Annotated in this window: 16 protein-coding genes; 7 read left to right on the top strand and 9 right to left on the bottom strand. The window is 62.8% G+C overall.

From position 1 onward, the window contains the following. The first annotated feature begins 25 nt into the window (after positions 1–25). On the top strand, positions 26–1447 hold the full coding sequence (locus tag GC127_RS16280) for a YdiU family protein (protein WP_151979019.1): 1422 nt from the start codon (positions 26–28) through the stop codon (positions 1445–1447). Between the two features lie 36 nt (positions 1448–1483). Here GC127_RS16280 and GC127_RS16275 read toward each other — a convergent pair whose 3' ends face one another. From GC127_RS16275 to GC127_RS16260, 4 genes are all read right to left on the bottom strand, one after another. Next, entirely contained in the window at positions 1484–2791 is a 1308-nt protein-coding gene (locus GC127_RS16275; RefSeq protein WP_037298493.1) for a DEAD/DEAH box helicase, read from the bottom strand. Between the two features lie 450 nt (positions 2792–3241). After that, complete coding sequence (locus GC127_RS16270) at positions 3242–3943, bottom strand: DUF4336 domain-containing protein (RefSeq protein ID WP_151979018.1); 702 nt, start codon at positions 3941–3943, stop codon at positions 3242–3244. A 2-nt stretch (positions 3944–3945) separates the two neighbouring features. Continuing rightward, positions 3946–4494 carry a peptidylprolyl isomerase gene (locus GC127_RS16265; protein WP_081506463.1) on the bottom strand — a complete coding sequence of 183 codons (549 nt, stop codon included), beginning with the start codon at positions 4492–4494 and terminating at the stop codon, positions 3946–3948. After that, complete coding sequence (locus GC127_RS16260; protein ID WP_008282387.1) at positions 4487–4993, bottom strand: peptidylprolyl isomerase; 507 nt, start codon at positions 4991–4993, stop codon at positions 4487–4489. Before GC127_RS16260 ends, GC127_RS16265 begins: the two co-directional genes overlap by 8 nt. Before the next feature lie 126 nt (positions 4994–5119). On the opposite strand from GC127_RS16260, the gene pgk reads away from it, so the two are divergent. Beyond that, positions 5120–6304, top strand: coding sequence for a phosphoglycerate kinase (gene pgk / locus GC127_RS16255; RefSeq protein ID WP_008282388.1), 1185 nt, complete (start codon positions 5120–5122; stop codon positions 6302–6304). Between the two features lie 101 nt (positions 6305–6405). After that, positions 6406–7299 (top strand): fructose bisphosphate aldolase, encoded by an 894-nt coding sequence (locus GC127_RS16250; protein WP_151979017.1) that lies wholly within the window; start codon positions 6406–6408, stop codon positions 7297–7299. 85 nt (positions 7300–7384) lie between these two features. Here the strand turns inward: GC127_RS16250 and mfd are convergent, their stop codons facing one another. Together mfd and GC127_RS16240 are read right to left on the bottom strand one after the other, a co-directional pair. Continuing rightward, positions 7385–10837: a transcription-repair coupling factor gene (gene mfd / locus GC127_RS16245; protein WP_151979016.1), complete on the bottom strand. Its 3453-nt coding sequence runs from the start codon at positions 10835–10837 to the stop codon at positions 7385–7387. 37 nt (positions 10838–10874) lie between these two features. Beyond that, positions 10875–11402, bottom strand: coding sequence for a component of SufBCD complex (locus GC127_RS16240; protein ID WP_087148859.1), 528 nt, complete (start codon positions 11400–11402; stop codon positions 10875–10877). Between the two features lie 122 nt (positions 11403–11524). Between GC127_RS16240 and hemB the strand changes: the two genes are divergently transcribed. Both hemB and GC127_RS16230 read left to right on the top strand, forming a co-directional pair. After that, positions 11525–12526, top strand: coding sequence for a porphobilinogen synthase (hemB, locus tag GC127_RS16235; protein ID WP_151979015.1), 1002 nt, complete (start codon positions 11525–11527; stop codon positions 12524–12526). 130 nt (positions 12527–12656) lie between these two features. Next, positions 12657–13217: a YSC84-related protein gene (locus GC127_RS16230; protein ID WP_151979014.1), complete on the top strand. Its 561-nt coding sequence runs from the start codon at positions 12657–12659 to the stop codon at positions 13215–13217. A 42-nt stretch (positions 13218–13259) separates the two neighbouring features. Here the strand turns inward: GC127_RS16230 and GC127_RS23150 are convergent, their stop codons facing one another. The 3 genes from GC127_RS23150 to GC127_RS16220 all read right to left on the bottom strand — a co-directional run bounded on the left by GC127_RS23150 (position 13260) and on the right by GC127_RS16220 (position 15447). Continuing rightward, positions 13260–13646, bottom strand: a complete 387-nt coding sequence (locus GC127_RS23150; RefSeq protein ID WP_254700141.1) for an SLC13 family permease — start codon at positions 13644–13646, stop codon at positions 13260–13262. Beyond that, on the bottom strand, positions 13559–15091 hold the full coding sequence (locus tag GC127_RS16225) for an SLC13 family permease (RefSeq protein ID WP_254700823.1): 1533 nt from the start codon (positions 15089–15091) through the stop codon (positions 13559–13561). The genes GC127_RS23150 and GC127_RS16225 overlap by 88 nt, the downstream gene beginning before the upstream one ends. A gap of 86 nt (positions 15092–15177) precedes the next feature. Continuing rightward, positions 15178–15447 (bottom strand): usg protein, encoded by a 270-nt coding sequence (locus GC127_RS16220; RefSeq protein ID WP_008282397.1) that lies wholly within the window; start codon positions 15445–15447, stop codon positions 15178–15180. Positions 15448–15668: 221 nt separating this feature from the next. Here GC127_RS16220 and gyrA point away from each other — a divergent pair, with 221 nt between their 5' ends. Together gyrA and GC127_RS16210 are read left to right on the top strand one after the other, a co-directional pair. Then, the gene (gene gyrA / locus GC127_RS16215) at positions 15669–18368 is read left to right on the top strand and encodes a DNA gyrase subunit A (protein WP_151979813.1); all 2700 of its coding nucleotides are present in this window, start codon (positions 15669–15671) and stop codon (positions 18366–18368) included. Between the two features lie 136 nt (positions 18369–18504). Then, positions 18505–19083 (top strand): hypothetical protein, encoded by a 579-nt coding sequence (locus tag GC127_RS16210; protein ID WP_151979013.1) that lies wholly within the window; start codon positions 18505–18507, stop codon positions 19081–19083. The last annotated feature ends 58 nt before the right edge of the window (positions 19084–19141 follow it).

Raw genomic sequence — 19141 nt, 5'->3', positions numbered from 1 at the left:
GCCTGCTTGACCCTAGGTAAACCTCATGACTCTCGCGATCCCGTTTCAAAACAGCTATGCTGATCTTCCTGCGCGGTTTTACACCCGTCAGACAGCCCTGCATGTGCGCGCCCCCCGCCTCATCCGGTTCAACCGGGATTTGGCCGCCGAACTGGGCATCGCAGAGGTCCCAGACCCCGAACTTGCCGACGTGTTTTCCGGCAATCAGGTGCCCGAGGGTGCCACCCCTTTGGCGCAGGTCTATGCCGGGCATCAGTTTGGCGGCTTCTCGCCGCAACTGGGTGACGGGCGCGCGCTGCTCTTGGGTGAGGTGATCGACCGCAACGGTCAGCGCCGCGACATTCAGCTCAAAGGCTCTGGCCCCACCCCCTATAGCCGGATGGGGGACGGGCGCGCGTGGCTTGGCCCGGTGCTGCGCGAATATGTGGTGTCCGAGGCGATGCACGCCCTTGGCCTGCCCACCACCCGCGCCCTCGCCGCCGTTGAAACCGGCGAACAAGTCTACCGCGAGGCGGGCGGCCTACCCGGCGCGGTGCTCACGCGCGTGGCCTCCAGCCATCTGCGCGTTGGCACATTCCAGTTTTTCGCCGCCCGGCGCGATCTTGACGGGCTGCGCACGCTTTATGACTACACGGTGGCCCGCCACTACCCCCATGTCGAAAGCCCCGCGCATCTCTTGGCCGAGGTGATCCGCGCGCAGGCGCGCCTTGTGGCGGGCTGGCTCTCGATCGGGTTCATCCACGGGGTGATGAACACCGACAACACGGCAATTTCCGGCGAGACGATCGACTATGGCCCCTGCGCCTTTATGGATACCTATCATCCGCAGACCGTGTTCAGCTCGATTGATGCGCGCGGGCGCTATGCCTATGACAATCAGGCGCATGTGATCGTCTGGAACATGGCGCAACTGGCCACCGCTCTGGTGCCGCTCATGCCCGATCAGGACGAGGCGATCGAGGATTTCACCGCCCTTGTGCATGCCATGCCCGACCAGATCGAGGTCGAATGGCGCCGCGCCTTTGGTCGCAAGATCGGCCTTGCCGAGGCGACAGCACAGGATGCCCCGCTCATCGCTGACCTGCTGGCGCGCATGGCCGAGGGGCGGGCGGATTTCACCAATACCTTCCGGGGTCTCATCGACGGCACCGCACGCGATCAGTTTCTCGACCGCGCCACCTTTGACACATGGGAGCCGCTCTGGCGCGCCCGTATCGCGCAAGAGGCCAATCCAGAGGCGGTGATGCGCGCCGCCAACCCGGCCTACATCCCCCGCAATCACCGGGTTGAACAAATGATCGAGGCCGCCGTTGCCGGCGATTACGCCCCCTTCGAGCGGCTGCTCGACGTTTTGGCGCGCCCCTACATAGATCAGCCTGATGCCGCCGATCTCAAACGCCCGCCTACCCCGTCAGAGGTGGTGGAAAATACCTTCTGCGGCACATGAAAAACGCCGGGGCATGCCCCGGCGTTCTTGTCTTGATCAGGCTGCGTTCGACCGCGCGCCACCACCGCCGCCACCGGGCTTGCGCCGACGACCACCGCCCGCGCCCGGCTTGCCTTGCTGGCCACCGCCGGAAAATCCGCCACCGCCGCCTGTGCGACGCCGCGGACCACCCCGCCCCGTGGCGGGCTTGGGCGACTTCGGATCAGGCAGCACTTCCCACGGACGGCCCGAGGCAACGGGGATCGTCGTGCCCAGAACCTTTTGAATATCCTTCAACTCGCCCATCTCGTCGGGCGCGCAGAATGCAATCGCCGCCCCGTCCCGGCCCGCCCGCGCGGTCCGTCCGATCCGGTGAACATAGTTGTCAGGCACATTCGGCAATTCGTAATTATAGACGTGTTTGACATCCGGAATATCCAGACCCCGCGCCGCCACATCGGTCGCCACAAGGATTTTGACATGCCCGTCACGGAACGACTTGAGCGCGCGCTCGCGCTGGCCTTGGCTCTTGTTACCATGGATTGCCGCCACGCTGTAACCGGCCTGCTCCAACCGCTTGGCCAACTTGTCCGAGCCGTGCTTGGTACGACCAAAGACCAACGCCAATTCGCTTTTGTGCTTGGCCAAAAGCTCGATCAGCAGATCGGGCTTGGCGGCCTTGGCAACAAAATGCACCTCTTGCGTGACCTTGTCAGCGGCCTTGCCCGGCGGGCTGACCTGCACCCGCTTGGGATGCTTGAGATAGCTACCGGCCAACTCTTCCATCTGCTTGGGCATGGTGGCCGAAAACAGCATCGTCTGCCGCTCCGCCGCCAAAAGCCCCGCAATCCGGCGCAGCGCATGGATAAAGCCCAGATCAAGCATCTGATCGGCCTCATCGAGCACAAGGAAATGCGCCGCATCCAGACGCACCGCGCGCCGGTCAATAAGGTCAAGCAACCGCCCCGGCGTCGCCACCAGAATATCAGTGCCCTGCTCCAACCGCTTGATCTGCGGATTGATCGAGGCACCCCCCACCACAAGATTGATCTTGATCGGGCTGTCCTTGACCAGCGGCAACAGCGCGTCACGGATCTGGCTGGCCAATTCCCGCGTCGGTGCAAGGATCAGGCTGCGGATGGTCTTGGGCGCGGGCTTGCCCGGTGCCTGCATCAACGCCGTAATCAGAGGCAGGCCAAAGGCCATGGTCTTGCCGGTGCCGGTCTGCGCAAGGCCCAGAACATCAAACCCGTTCAGCGCATGCGGGATCGCATGGGTCTGGATCGGGGTCGGTTCGGTGATGCCTTCGTTGGCCAGCTTGCGCACCAATGCAGCAGGCAGGCCCATTTCGTCAAATAGGTTCAAGTCGTATCCTTTCAGGGGCGCGAGGACATCCCGCAGCCCGTCACAGGCAGTGGTTCACACCGCCCGGTCGTCGTGGTTGCACCCGCCCGCAGCCAAGGGGCCGCATGCCCCCTGCACTCTGACAGGTGTTTGGCCCCACGCGTGATTTTGGGATCATCCGCGACATTTCATAAGATACGCCTGTTTCAGGCAGTGCTGCTCACGCGGCAGGAAATGTCGGTTGAGGTGCATATGGCGGTGCAGCACGCAGAAGTCAAGCACAGCGTCGCCTTTTGCCTGCCGCACCGCCACGACCAAGGATCGGCATGGGCCAGAGAGGCGATCAGCAGGAGGGTTGTCAGCAAACCAGGAAAGCGGGGCAAGCGCCGCCTGTCATAGCATCGGTCACAACCCAAGATGCGCACATCTCAGGTGTCAAACCAGCCCACCCCACGCGCCTGAAACCGGGTCTCAGCCCCGCCGTGCCTCGCTCAGCGCGCGGTCCCACAACCGGTCGCGCATCAACCGGCGAAACGCGCGCTTGATTTCTCCGCTGGCATCCCGCGTGTAGCATCGCCCATGTGTCAGGATCAGCCGCTCTGGCCCCCAATCCAGCATCTGCTCCACCAGATCCCCAACCGCCTTGCGCCCGCCCAAACGCTGCGCAAGCCCCATAGGCGGTTTGCCATCACTGTCGTCAATCCCGGCCAGCCAGATCAGCGGGCGCATCCACACCGGCAACGGCGCGGTCTCTACCGCCATGATCAGCCGTGACAGGATCGCAGAGCGGCTGGCCTGATGTAAAAACGCCACCTCGGTTTGCGCGCCTTCCAGCACAAGCGGCTTGATCTCACGCGCCCAAGTGGCGGTTGCCACCTCGGCCCCGCGCCAGATCCGCGCTGACGGATAGGCCGCCTGCCACGCGGGCAGATGCGCCAAAACGGGCGCCTGTGGCACAACGATATGCGCCACACGGCCCCGCTCTGCCAGCCACGCCCGCAAGTCATCCGACAGCGGCACCGGCGCATGGACCCATAAGTCGCCCGAGGGCAATTCAATCACAACTGTTCGCAGCGGCATCGAAACGCCGCCGCGCCACGGCACTGCGGCCCCCACAATACCCCAGACCCCCTTGGCAAGAGACTCCGAAGTGAACGTGGGGGCAGCCGTCATGCCTAGTCGGTCACTGTGACGCGTGTCATCACATCCGGTTGCCCGACCACGGCCCCATTGGGCCCGGTGCCGCGCTTGATCGCATCCACAATCTCAAGGCCCTCAGTGACTTGACCAACCACGGTATATTGCCCGTTCAGGAACTCACCCGCATCAAACATGATGAAGAACTGGCTATTGCCGCTGTTGGGGTCTTGGCTGCGCGCCATGCCCACCACCCCGCGCAAGAATCGCTCGTTCGAGAATTCAGCCTTGAGGTCGGGGCGCTCACTGCCCCCCATCCCCGCGCGGCCCATATCACCACCCTCGAGCTTGCCAAACTGCACGTCGCCAGTCTGCGCCATGAATCCTTCGATCACCCGGTGAAACACGACCCCATCATAGGCCCCCTCAGAGGCGAGCGCCGTGATCTGTTCCACATGCCCCGGCGCGATATCCTCATAGAGGTCGATCTTGACAGTGCCATTGGCCTCGCCCGCAATCTCGATTTCCAGCCCCGTCGCCAGCGCCGGACCCGCCAGCAGGCTAAGTGCGACAACAATCTTATACATCTGCGGCCACCTTGACGCTGATCATCCGGTCCGGGCTCGCCGGCGGCTCGCCGCGCGTGATGGCATCGACATGCTCCATGCCCGCGATCACCCGGCCATAGACCGTGTATTGACCATTCAGGAAATGGTTGTCGCTGAAATTGATGAAGAACTGGCTGTTCGCCGAATTCGGGTTCTGGCTGCGCGCCGCCCCCAGCGTGCCGCGATCATGCGGGATCTTGGAAAACTCGGCCTTGAGATCGGGCAGCGTGCTGCCCCCGGTGCCCGCCCGACGCGGCTGATAGTCCTTTTCCATATTGCCATGTTCCACGTCGCCAGTCTGCGCCATGAACCCGTCGATCACGCGGTGAAAGGCCACGTTGTCATAATGCCCGGCACGGGCCAGTTCTTTCATCCGCTCGCAATGGCCCGGTGCGATAGCGGGCAAAAGCTCGATGGTGACAGTGCCACCCTTCAGCTCCATCAGAATGGTGTTTTCGGGGTCCTTGATCTCGGCCATGGGGCTCTCCTTGGTAAATATGCCATGATACCTAGGCGGTTCCCACACGATTGCCAAGCACAGAGGTTGACGCTGGCAAAGACCCGCGCCAATAGAAGCGCGACCAGATTTCGGGAGGCCTGAGGCATGAGCTGGAAAACCCTTGACGACATCGATCTGACCGGCAAGCGCGTGCTGGTGCGCGTTGATATCAATGTCCCGGTCGAGAATGGCCTTGTGACAGACGCGACCCGCATCGACCGTATCGCGCCCACCGTCACCGACATTCTCGCCAAGGGCGGACGCCCGATCCTTCTCGCGCATTTCGGACGGCCCAAGGGCAAGGTCGTGCTCGACATGTCGCTGCGCGTGACCGTGCCCGCGCTCGAGGCCGCCTTGGGCCGCAAGGTGCGGCTGATCGAAACGCTGGAAGGGGCCGAGAACCTGACCGACGAGGCGCTCGCCTCTGATGTGCTGCTTCTCGAAAACATCCGCTTTCACCCCGGCGAAGAAGCGAATGATCCCGCCTTTGCCGCGCGTCTGGCACAACTGGGCGACATCTACTGCAACGATGCCTTTTCCGCCGCCCACCGCGCCCATGCCTCAACCGAAGGCTTGGCGCGGCATCTTCCGTCTTGCGCAGGCCGCCTGATGCAGGCCGAATTGCAGGCGCTCGAGGCGGCTCTTGGCACGCCCAAACGCCCTGTCGTGGCCGTCGTCGGCGGGGCCAAGGTCTCGACCAAGCTCGACCTCTTGGGCAATCTCGTGGCAAAGGTGGACAGCCTCATCATCGGCGGCGGCATGGCCAATACCTTTCTCGCCGCCATGGGCCTCGATGTGGGCAAATCGCTCTGCGAACATGACATGACCGCCACCGCCCGCGAGATCATGCTCAAGGCAGGGGATGCAGGCTGCAAGATCGTTCTGCCCGCCGATGTGGTCGTCGCACGCGACTTTGCCGCCGGTGCCCCGCATGAGGTGGTCGGCGCGCATGCCTGCCCGCCCGATGCCATGATCCTTGACGCAGGCCCTCAGGCCGTGGCGCGCATCATCGCCACGCTCGATGCCGCCAAAACGCTGATCTGGAACGGCCCGCTGGGTGCCTTTGAAATCGCCCCCTTCGATACCGCCACCAACGCCGCCGCCTCCCATGCCGCCCAACTCAGCCGGGCGGGCAAGCTCATCTCCGTTGCAGGCGGTGGCGATACCGTGGCCGCCCTCAACAAATCCGGTGCCGCCGAGGATTTCACCTATATCTCGACCGCAGGTGGTGCCTTTCTGGAATGGATGGAAGGCAAGGATCTGCCTGGCGTTGCAGCACTCAAGGCCTGAGTGCCACCCGCCCACCACCTGTTAGCGCCACCACGATTGCACAGCCCGCGCCCCTCGCCTATGAGGGCGCGAAACCGTGTAGTCCTTCAGGGGTGTCCCATATGACCAAGACCGAACAGGCCAACAAACTCCGCGCAGGTCAGGGCTTTATCGCCGCTCTCGACCAATCCGGCGGCTCCACCCCCAAGGCCCTGCGCCTCTACGGCATCGAGGAAGGCGCCTATACCTCCGAGGCGGAAATGTTCGATCTGGTGCACGCCATGCGCGCACGCATCGCTCAGGCCCCAGAGTTTACCGGCGACAAAGTTCTGGGCGCGATCCTGTTCGAAATGACCATGGACCGCGACATCGGCGGCAAACCCTCGCCCGCCTTCCTCTGGCAAGAGCGCGGCGTGGTCCCCTTTCTCAAGGTCGACAAGGGGTTGGCCGGTGACACCGATGGCGTCAAGCTGATGAAACCCATGCCCGATCTCGATCCGCTCTTGGAGCGCGCGGTCAAGGCGGGGATTTTCGGCACCAAAATGCGCTCGGTGATCGACGCGGCCAATCCCACCGGCATTGCAGCGGCGGTCGCCCAGCAATTCGAGGTCGGACAGCAAATTCTGGGCCACGGCCTCGTGCCGATCATCGAACCCGAAGTGACCATCTCAATTGCCGACAAGGCCGAGGCCGAAACCCTCCTGCGCGCCGCCATCCTCGCGCAGCTTGACGCGCTGCCCGCCGATCAAGAGGTGATGCTCAAACTCACCCTGCCCGAAACCGCAAACCTTTACGAAAGCCTCGTCAACCACCCCCGCGTGCTGCGCGTCGTGGCGCTCTCGGGCGGCTATAGCCGGGAAGAGGCCAACGCGCGTCTGGCCCAAAATCGCGGCGTCATCGCCAGCTTCAGCCGCGCCCTGACCGAAGGTCTCTCGGCCCAGCAATCAGACGCCGAATTCAACGCCACCATCGCGAAATCCATCGACGACATCTACCGGGCCTCCATCGCGGGCTGATCACCCGCGCCGTTCATCTGGCCCAAAATACCTCGGGGGAGTCCCGGATAAAATCCGGGACGGGGGCAGCGCCCCCACCCCGCCCTCAGGCCTTGGCGCGCTTGGCCTCGGCCACGACCTTCTCCGCCAAATCGCGCGCAATGCCAAAGGCCCCCTTGATCCGGTCGCTCTCGCCTTTCCAGTCGCGGCGCACCACGATCTTGTTGTCGCGCACCTTGGCCAAACCCCGCTCGTCATTGATGAATTCAACCAAGCCCTGCGGCGAGGCGAACTTGTCGTTGTGAAACTGGATCGTGGCCCCTTTCGGCCCGCCATCAAGCTTGGCAATGCCAGCGCGTTTGCACATCGCCTTGATCCGCACCACCAGCATCAGCATGTTCACTTCGCGCGGCAGCTTGCCAAAACGGTCGATCAACTCGGCGGCAAAGCCTTCCAACTCCACCTTGGTCTCCAACCCGCTCAGGCGACGGTAGAGCCCCAGACGCACGTCGAGATCGGGCACATACTCCTCGGGGATCAGCACCGGCACGCCCAGATTGATCTGCGGTGCCCATTGCTCATCAGCCTCCGACAGGCCCTCCATCTGGCCGGATTTGATCTTGGCAATCGCCTCTTCCAGCATGGATTGATAGAGTTCATAGCCGACATCGCGCATCTGCCCGGATTGTTCCTCGCCCAGCAGATTGCCCGCCCCGCGAATATCGAGATCCTGTGAGGCGAGCGTAAACCCGGCCCCCAATGTGTCGAGACTGCCCAGAACCCGCAGCCGCTTTTCCGCCCCCGGCGTCAGCGGCAGGCGCGGCTTGGTTGTCAGATAGGCATAGGCGCGCGTCTTGGAGCGCCCCACCCGACCCCGGATCTGATAGAGCTGGCTCAGGCCAAACATATCGGCGCGGTGGATGATCATCGTATTGGCCGTGGGAATATCGAGGCCAGATTCAACAATCGTCGTCGCCAGCAGCACATCGTATTTGCCGTCGTAAAACGCGTTCATCCGCTCGTCGAGTTCCCCCGCCGCCATCTGCCCATGGGCGATGACATAGCTCACCTCGGGCACCTGCGTTTTCAGGAAATCCTCGATCTCGGGCAGATCGCTGATGCGTGGCACCACATAGAACGACTGCCCGCCGCGATAATGCTCGCGCAACAGCGCCTCGCGCACAGTCACACTATCGAACTCGCTCACATAGGTGCGGATCGACAAACGGTCCACGGGCGGCGTGCTGATGATCGACAGGTCGCGCACCCCCGACAGCGACAGTTGCAGCGTGCGCGGAATCGGCGTCGCGGTCAGCGTCAGCACATGCACATCCGAACGCAACTGCTTCAACCGCTCCTTATGCGCCACGCCAAAGCGCTGTTCCTCGTCGATGATCAAGAGCCCAAGGTTCTTGAACCGTATCCCCTTGGCCAAGAGGGCATGGGTGCCCACGACAATATCCGCCTCGCCGCGCGCCATGGCATCGCGGGTCTTGGCCGCCTCTCCCGCCGACACAAACCGCGACAAGGGCCGCACATTGACCGGAAATCCCCGGAACCGTGACGCAAATTCCTGATAATGCTGCCGCGCAAGCAGGGTTGTTGGCGCAATCACCGCCACCTGTAGCCCCGACATCGCGGCCACAAAGGCCGCGCGCATCGCCACCTCGGTCTTGCCAAAACCCACATCGCCACAGATCAACCGATCCATCGGCGCGCCCGATCCCAGATCGTTCAACACATCCTCGATCGCATGCAACTGATCGTCGGTCTCTTGATAGGGGAACCGCGCGGCAAAAGCCTCCCAGGCGTGATGTTCCGGCTCGATCACCGGCGCGCTGCGCAGCGCCCGTTCGGCCGCCACCCGGATCAGACGATCCGCCATCTCGCGGATACGCTCTTTAAGCCGCGCCTTCTTGGCCTGCCACGCGCCGCCGCCCAGACGGTCAAGCAGGCCCTCTTCATGGCCGTATTTCGACAAGAGCTCGATATTCTCGACCGGCAGATACAGCTTGGAGCTTTGGGCATATTCCAGCACGAGGCATTCATGCGCGGCCCCGGCGGCGGTGACCACCTCAAGCCCCAGATACCGCCCGATACCGTGGTCCACATGCACCACCAGATCGCCAACACTCAGGCTCTGCGCCTCGGTCAGGAAATTCTCGGCCCGTCGCCGGCGCGGCGCGCGGATCAACCGCTCGCCCAGCACATCCTGTTCGGAAATCACCGTCAGGCCCGGCGCCTCAAACCCGCTCTCAAGCGGCCAAACCGCCAGATGCAGCCCATGCTTGCCAATGCCCTTGGCGCTGCTCACCCCGACCGCGCCAATCAACCCCTCGTCTTCCAAGAGGCCCTCAAGCCGCTCGCGCGCGCCTGCGGAATAGGAGGCCACCAACACCGGCGCACGGTCGAGTTTCGCGCGAATATGATCCTTCAATGCGCTGAAGAGATTGATATTTTCCTGCTGCCTCTCCGGCGCGAAATTGCGCCCGATCCGCCCGCCTGCGTCAATCACCCCCGGCCCTGTCGCCTGTGGCAATGCTGCGAATTGCAGCACCCGCCGCTCGGCCACCGCCGCCGTCCACGCGGCATCGTCGAAATAGAGCAGCCCCGGCTGCACCGGCTTATACACCGTGTCACCGCGCGATTTCTGGCTCAGCGCCAGATGCCGGGTCTCATACTGATCCGCGATACTCTCCCAACGCGCCAACCGCTGCGGCGTCACCTGCTCATCCAGCGTGATCGTCGCCTGCGGCAGATAGTCAAAAAGCCCCTCCAGCCGCTCGTGAAAGAATGGCAACCAATGCTCGACCCCGGCATGTTTGCGCCCGGCACTCACCGCCTCATAGAGCGGATCATCGGTGCCCGCAGCGCCAAATTCGATCCGGTAATTCTGACGAAAGCGGCGGATCGCTTCCTCGTCGAGAATAACCTCAGAGACCGGGGCCAGCTCTACTCGGTCCAATTTTTCGGTCGTGCGCTGCGTGCCCGGATCAAACCCGCGCACCCCGTCCAACACATCACCAAAAAGATCAAGCCGCACCGGCCCGCCCTCACCCGGCGGATAGATATCTATGATGCCACCACGCAGCGCATAATCCCCCGGCTCCGTGACGGTGGGTGCCTGCGTGAACCCCATCCGCACCAGAAAATCCCGCAATGCCTTTTCATCAATGCGCTCGCCCACTGCGGCCACAAAGGCCGCACCGCGCAACACCTCGCGCGCAGGCACCCGCTGTGTCGCGGCATTGAGCGTGGTCAATAGAACGAACTGCGACGGCCCCCCATGCGCCAGCCCCGCCAGCGTCGCCATCCGCGTGGCGCTGATTTCGGCATTGGGCGACACGCGATCATAGGGCAGGCAATCCCACCCCGGAAAGGTAATCACCGGCATATCTGGTGCGAAAAAGCGCAACGCAGCCTGCATCGCCGCCATCCGCTTGTCATCGCGTGCCACATGCAGCACCGGCGCGCCGGTCTTGGCAACCTCAGCCAGAATGAGCGTCGCGTCAAAGCCTTCGGGCGCGCCGCCCACGGTGATATGTTGCGCCTTGGTCATGATCTTCCTGCATCTTGCGCGCCGTCAACCGCGCATGTCATCCCAGAATATTGGCGTTCATGTTCTGGTACATGCCCCACATCGCAGTCACGAAAATCGACAGCATACCGATCACCTGAATCACCAGACGATGCGTCTGCACCCGCTTGATCAAGGCAACACCCGTCCACCCGCGCGATGCGATGCGCTGCGCCAGCCGGATCGACAACCCCCAAACCAGCAACAGCGGAAAGCCCAGCAAAAACAGCGCCTGAGCGAATTCGCTGTCATAGACAAATCCCAGCAACACCAGCGTGGTCATCAAGAACGCCGTAATCCCCGCCATCAACAGGCCGGATTCCTGCACCAGATACAGCAAGCGGTTGATATTGATCCGCACCATGTCCTCGAAATCGGTCATCGCCTGCGCATTTTGGCCCTTGCGCGCGCGAATGGCCATGTCCCATGGCACCCCCAGAACCCAGTGGCTGGCCGAAGACCATGTCACCGCCAGCGCAATCCAGAACCACAGGTTGCTGAAAGACCGCATGTCGATCAACTCGAAAACCGTATCGTACCAGTCCAAGCCCGCGCCCCTCTTGCCGCATCATCGCCTCTCTTAGCGCCGGAGCGCGGCAATTCCTACCCTTGAGATGCGCGAATTTCCATGCCACTCAGTCAAGGTTGATCCAGCCAGAAAGACCGCCCATGCGCCCGACCCAAGCCGCCTTTCCCGCCACCCGCCTGCGCCGCACCCGCGCCACGCCCAGCATCCGCGCCCTCGTGGCCGAAAACACGCTGACAGCGGGCGATCTGATCTGGCCGCTTTTCGTGCGCGACGGCGACGGGATAGAAGAGCCAGTGCCCTCCATGCCCGGTGTCATGCGCCGGTCCATCGACCGCGTGGTCGAAGCCGCACAAGAGGCCGCTGACCTTGGCATTCCCGCCGTCTGCCTCTTTCCCTATACCTCGACCGAAAACCGCACCGCCGATTGCGCAGAGGCCTGGAACCCAGAGAACCTCAGCAACCGCGCCACCCGCGCGATCAAAGCGGCAGTGCCGGGCATCACCGTGATGACCGACGTGGCGCTTGATCCCTATTCGGACACCGGCCATGACGGCTTTGTCGTGGATGGCGAGATCGTCAACGATTCCACCGTGGCCGCGCTCGTCAAACAGGCGCTCAGTCAGGCCGAGGCGGGCGTCGATATCATCGGACCGTCCGACATGATGGACGGGCGCGTGGGCGCGATCCGCACGGCGCTCGAGGCGCATGGCTATCCCAATGTGATGATCATGTCCTATGCCGCCAAATACGCCTCTGCCTTTTATGGCCCGTTCCGCGATGCGGTGGGCGCGGCGAACGCGCTCAAGGGCGACAAGAAAACCTATCAGATGAACCCCGCCAACACCGACGAGGCCCTGCGCCTGATCGAGCGTGACCTCAGCGAAGGGGCTGATATGGTGATGGTCAAGCCCGGCATGCCCTATCTCGACATTTGTCGACGGGCCAAGGAAACCTTTGGCGCACCCACCTTTGCCTATCAGGTGTCCGGCGAATACGCGATGATCATGGCCGCCGCGCAGAACGGCTGGATCGACCGCGAGCGCGCCATGCTGGAAAGCCTCATGTGCTTTAAACGCGCCGGTTGTGACGGGGTGCTGACCTATTTCGCCCCCGAAGTGGCCCGGATATTGGCAAAAGGATAGCGCCCGCGCGCAGCATCCCGCCCATGACCGCAATCCATGGTGACATCAGCCCGCCTTGCCCCTATACTGAGTAGCAGACCGGTATGAGACAAAAGACCGGCCCGAAACGAGGCAACAGACAGGCAATCCCATGAGCATTATGACAAGACGCAATTTTACCCTTGGCCTGATGGCTGGCACGCCGCTTCTTGCGGCCTGTGGCAATGGCGTGGGCAGTTCCGGCGCGGCCACCATCGACGCGCGTGTCGATGCCACGCTAAGCCAGATGTATTCGCGCTACCCCAACACCCGGGACCTTGCAGACAAGGCCAACGGCATGCTCGTCATGCCAGTCGTGACCGAGGCGGGTTTTCTCGTCGGCGGCGGCTTTGGTCGGGGCGCGCTGCGCATCAACAATGTCACGGTCGATTACTATTCCGCGACCAAAGGCAGCGTTGGGCTTCAGATCGGGGCACAGCAATTCGCCCATGTGCTCTTTTTCATGACCCCCGATGCGCTCGAGAAATTCCGCCGCTCGTCCGGATGGGCGGCAGGTGCCGATGTGGAATATGTCTTCAACGACCGGGGCGAGAACCTGCGCGCCGAGACAACCACCTCTTCCAGCCCGGTGATTGCCGTGATCTTTGGTCAGGCCGGGGCCTTGGCGGGCGTGTCGCTGGAAGGCATGAAATACACCCGCATCATTCCCTGATATCGTTGCCCCTGACGCCGCGCGCCCTTGGGCGTGCCGGCGTCAGAGCGGCCAGAAGATCAGCAAGAGCGGCAGGCTAACCGCCACCACCAAAGCCTCTAGCGGCAACCCAAGCCGCCAGTAATCCCCAAACCGAAACCCGCCTGGACCAAGGATCAGCGTATTGTTCTGATGCCCAATAGGCGTGAGAAAGGCGCAAGAGGCCCCGATCGCCACAGCCATCAGGAAACTGTCCGGGCTCACCCCCAATGTTCCCGCAATGCCCAGCGCGATGGGGCACATCACGGCGGCGGTCGCGGCATTGTTCATCACATCCGACAGGAACATCGTGGTGATCAGGATCACGGCCAGCGCCGCAACCGCCTGCCCGCGCGCCACCTCTGCCACCAGAAATTCCGCCAGAACCCCCGCCGCCCCGGTTTCCTGCATCGCCCTTCCTGCATCGCCCCCGCCACCGGGATAAGCGCGGCCAAAAGCACGATCACCGGCCAATCAATCGCCGTGTAGACCTCTCTTGGGGGCACCGTGCGAAACAGCATCGAGGCCAGCACGCCCAACGCAAAACTCGCCGCCGCTGGCAGCACACCAAACGTCACCAACAGGATCGCCATACCCATGATCGCCGTCGCCGTGATTGCCATCCGACGGCTTGGCAGGCGCAAATCGCGCGCCCCAAGCGGCACACAGCCGGTGTCATGGATGAATTCCGACAGCGATTCCGCCGGTCCCTGCATCAAAAGCAAATCACCCGAGCGCAGCTTGACCGACCGCAATCGCGCACGCGGGGCCTGCCCCGCCCGTGCCACCGCCAACAGGTTCAGCCCATAGCGCGTGCGCAAATGCAGGTCGCTGGCCGACAGACCAACAATCGACGATGCGGGCAGAACCGCCACTTCACGCAGCACCGTGTCACGCTCATCGTTGGATTTGGCCTCCTCACTCGCCTCCTCCTCTGCGTCCTCCGGTGTCGCGTCCTTGGCCTGTTTGACGTCTTCCTCCAGCGTCAGATCAAACACCGATAGCGTTTCCGCCAACGCCTCGACATCTGCCTCAAGCACCAGCACATCATGCCCCCGGATGCGCCGCCCGCCATGCGGTGCCAGCAGTCGCACATCATTGCGCACCAGCGCGACCACCTGCGCATCAGAGCTTTCGACCTCCCGCTCAAAGGCACGCAGTGTCAGGCCAATGGCCTTGCTCTTCTCGCCGACCCGCACCTCGGTCATATAGGCCCCGGCGTCAAACTCTGATGCGCCCGCCGCCTTGCGCGCAGGCACAATCCGCCAACCAATAAACGTGATCGCCAGCACGCCCACAACCGCCACCGCCACGCCAATCGGCGCGAAATCGAACATGGCAAAGGCACCGCGCCCTGCGTCCTCGCGAAAGCCCGAGACGATAAGATTGGGCGGCGTGCCGACCAGCGTCGTCATCCCCCCCAAAATGGTGCCAAACGCCAAAGGCATCAGCACCTGCCCCGCTGGCATCTCAAGCCGCTTGGCCAGTTGCACCGCCACAGGCATCAAAAGCGCCATCGCCCCCACATTGTTCATGAACCCCGACAGCGCCGCGCCCAGCGCCAAGATCGCCCCGATGCTCACCAACCGCCCCGCGTCGCGCGGCAACACCGTCCGCGCCAAAGCATCGACCGCCCCGGTATTCTGCAACCCTTGGCTCAGCACCAGCACACAGGCCACGGTGATCACCGCCGGATGCCCAAACCCGGCAAAGGCCTCTGCCCCCGGCACCAACCCCGTCACGACACAGGCCATAAGGGCGGATAACGCCACCACGTCATGCCGCAACCGCCCCCAGAGAAACAGCGCCATGGTCAGCGCCAGAATGCCAAGGATCATCATCTGTGCTGCGGTCATGCGCCTCTCCTGCGGGCGCACCCGGCCCTGCCAGAAAAAGACCACGCCAGCTTCGGGGCTTCAACCCGTCAAAGCCCCGCCCCGCCCTAGTGCAGCGTGAATTCACCTACGACGTTACGCCACTCCCCCGGCGCGATCAGCTTGCGATGGGTAAAGCGCACCGAATGCAGCGGCCCCTCAATCTCGCGTTGCCAGAACTCGATAAAGCCAAAGAGCTTGGGATGGTCCGGCGCCAGATCAAAATCCTGCCACAGATAACTGTTCAGCACGTTGCGATAATCGGGCATTCGATAGAAAAATTCCGCCGTCGTCAGCCCATATCCCCTGAGCATCATTTCCGTCTCAGACATCTGCATGTGTCTCTCCTGTCACTGCCTGACAGACTCATCGTGCCAGAAATAAATTACTTTTCAATTAAAACAGCATGTTAGCACTCATGAATGCTGGCTGACAAAGGCAATTCCCCAGCCCCATTGCACCCTATATCCTGCCTCTGATATAGTCCTTTCAACAAGATATAGAGAATGATCACAGGACGGTCCCAAACGTGAGCGATACGCCTCAACCCCCTGAAAACATGGATGAAACTCCGCCAGAGCGGCCCGCCTACAGCGGCCCCACCGTCTCGATCACCCATGAGATGAAAACCTCCTATCTCGATTACGCCATGAGCGTGATCGTCAGCCGCGCGATTCCCGATCTGCGCGATGGCCTCAAACCCGTGCATCGCCGCATCCTTTATGCCATGCACGAAAGCGGCAATACCCACGATAAACCCTACCGCAAATCCGCCCGCGCCGTGGGCGATGTCATGGGCAAATACCACCCCCATGGCGACAGCGCGATCTATGACGCGCTTGTGCGCATGGCGCAGGATTTTTCGATGTCCCTGCCCCTGCTCGATGGTCAGGGCAATTTCGGCTCGATGGATGGCGATAACGCCGCCGCCATGCGCTATACCGAAGTGCGGATGGACAAACCGGCCGCCTATCTCTTGGCCGATATCGAAAAAGAGACCGTCAATTTTCAGGACAATTACGACGGCAAAGACCGAGAGCCCACCGTCCTGCCCGCCCGCTTTCCCAATATGCTGGTCAATGGCGCGGGCGGTATCGCCGTCGGCATGGCCACCAATATCCCGCCGCATAACTTGGGCGAGGTGGTCGATGCCACGCTGGCGCTGATCGACAACCCTGATCTCGAGAGCGAGGATTTGATCCAATATATCCCCGGCCCCGATTTCCCCACCGGCGGCCTGATGCTGGGCCGCTCCGGCGCGCGCAAGGCCTATCTCGAAGGGCGCGGCTCGGTCATCATCCGCGCCAAAACCCGCACCGAGGAAATCCGCAAAGACCGCTACGCCATCATCATCGACGAAATCCCCTATCAGGTGAACAAGGCCACGATGATCGAGCGGATCGCCGAGGCCGCCCGTGACAAGCGGATCGAAGGCATCGCGCATGTGCAGGACGAATCCGACCGCAACGGCGTGCGCGTGGTGATCGAACTGAAACGTGACGCCACCGCCGAGGTGGTGCTCAATCAACTCTACCGCTTTACCCCGATGCAGACCTATTTCGGCTGCAACATGCTGGCATTGAACGGCGGCAAACCCGAGCAATTGACGCTGCACCGATTCCTGTCGCTCTTCATCACCTTCCGCGAAGAGGTGGTCGCGCGCCGTACAGCCTATGACCTGCGCAAGGCGCGCGAGCGCGCGCATGTGCTCTGCGGTCTGGCCGTTGCTGTGTCCAACGTGGATGAGGTGGTGGCCACGATCCGTGGCTCCATGGATGCCGCCGAGGCGCGCCAGAAACTGATGGAACGTCGCTGGCCCGCGGGCGACATCCTGCCCTATATCGCGCTGATCGACGATCCCAGCCACCCGGCCAATGCCGATGGCACCTATAACCTGAGCGAAGTACAGGCGCGCGCCATTCTCGATCTGCGCCTGCAACGCCTCACGCAACTGGGCGTCAAAGAAGTCACCGACGAACTCCAAGACCTCGCAGGCAAGATCAAGGAATACCTCGCTATTCTGGCCAGCCGCGAGCGGATCATGCAGATCATTTCCGACGAGCTGCGCGAAGTGCGTGAACTCTTCGCCGTCCCCCGCCGCACCGAGATCGTGGACTGGTCCGGCGATATGGAAGACGAAGACCTCATCGAGCGCGAGGATATGGTCGTGACCGTCACCAGTGGCGGCTATATCAAACGCACCGCCCTTGCCGATTTCCGCGCACAAAAGCGCGGTGGCAAGGGTCTGTCGGGCATGGCCACCAAGGATGAAGACGTGGTCACCACGCTCTTTGTCGCCAACACCCACACACAGCTCTTGTTCTTCACCACCGGCGGTATGGTCTACAAGCTCAAGACATGGCGCTTGCCACTCGGCGGGCGCACCTCCAAGGGCAAGGCCATCGTCAACATCCTGCCCATTCCGACTGGCGTTTCCATCGCCGCGATCATGCCCGTGGACCGCCCCGAAGAAGATTGGGAAGACTTGCAAATCGTCTTTGCCACCTCGGCAGGCGATGTGCGGCGCAACGCGCTCTCGGATTTCACCAATGTCATGCGCAATGGCAAGATCGCGATGGACCTGCCCGAGGGCGTTGAACTGGTCAACGCGCGCATCTGCGGCCCCGAGGATGACGTGATGCTGGTCACCGATTCAGGCCGCGCCATCCGCTTCCCCACGACCGAGGTGCGCGTCTTCAAGGGCCGCAAATCCACCGGCGTGCGCGGCATCCGCCTGCTGGGCGATGACCGCGTGGTGTCGATGTCCGTGATCCGCCATTTCGACGCCTCCGCCGATGACCGCGCCGCCTATCTCAAGATGCGCCGCCAATTGGCCGGGGCCGAGGACGACGGCTCAAGCGATGACGAAGGCAATGCCGACGCCGCGCTCAGCGCGGAACAATTCGCGGAAATGCAGGCGGCCGAGAATCTGATCCTGACCATCACCGCGCGCGGCACCGGCAAACTCAGCTCCAGCCACGATTACCCCGTGCGCGGGCGCGGCGGGATGGGCGTGCAGGCGATGGACAAGGGCATGCGCGGCGGCACGGTCGTGGCCTCCTTCCCGGTCACGCTCGAAGACCAGATCATGCTCGCCACCTCCAAGGGCCAGTCGATCCGCGTGCCCGTCATGGGCATCTCCTTCCGCTCCCGCAGCGCAGGCGGGGTCAAGGTGTTCAACACCGGCGCCGGAGAAGAGGTGGTCTCGGTCGCCTGGATCGCCGAACAGGCCGAAGAAGACGAGACGGCAGAAGGCTGATCCCAGACGCGCGTCAGGGTATCATCACGCTCCGGCCCCATTTTCGCCGGATTTACAGTGATGATACCCTAGTCGCCTCGCGGCATGGTTGTATTTGTCTCACTTGGTTTCCGACCCCCTCACAGCGGATTCTCACATGACAACGCCCCTGCGCCCAAGCATGGACCAGACCGGCCTCAACCTGATCCGGATCGTGATCGGCTCGTATTTCCTTGCGCTCTCGCTCGATCTTGTCTCAGGGCTCGACGCCGCAACACTCTTTGCCGCCCTGCTGCCGCACGCGACGGCAGACCTGATCGGCTCGACCCTGCTCTTTTGCCTCAGCGCGGCGCTCATGGCCGGGCTGCAGCTCCGCCTCTGCGCGCTAAGCCTCGCCCTCTTGGTGTTCTGCTCCAGCCTCGTGCAAAACCTCATTATCGTCACCCCCGATAGCCTCTCGGCCTTTTGGCGCGATCTGACCTTGGCCACGGCGGTGCTGCTGACCTATCTCACCCTCGGCCCCGGTGCCCTGCGCCGCGCCTCGGTCCTCGCTCACCGCGCACGCCTACGCCGCGCCATGGCGCAACGGGCCATCAACCCCCGCCGCATCACGCCTCAGACTGTGCAAAAACGTCCCGTTCAACAGGAAATACGCTCCGCCCTCTCCGCCTCCACCCTGTCGCGTCGCCCCGCCTCCCACGAGGACGACGCCGAAAACATCTTTGCGAATATCTGACGGGACCGGGGCCGCTTAACTCTGTCTCAACCATTGCGCTCCAGACTGGGCACGCCGC

The organism is Roseovarius sp. EC-HK134 (assembly GCF_902498815.1).
GTDB lineage: Bacteria > Pseudomonadota > Alphaproteobacteria > Rhodobacterales > Rhodobacteraceae > Roseovarius > Roseovarius mucosus_A.
The sequence above is the reverse complement of the archived record's forward strand: the minus strand, read 5'-3'. Positions and strand labels throughout refer to the sequence as shown.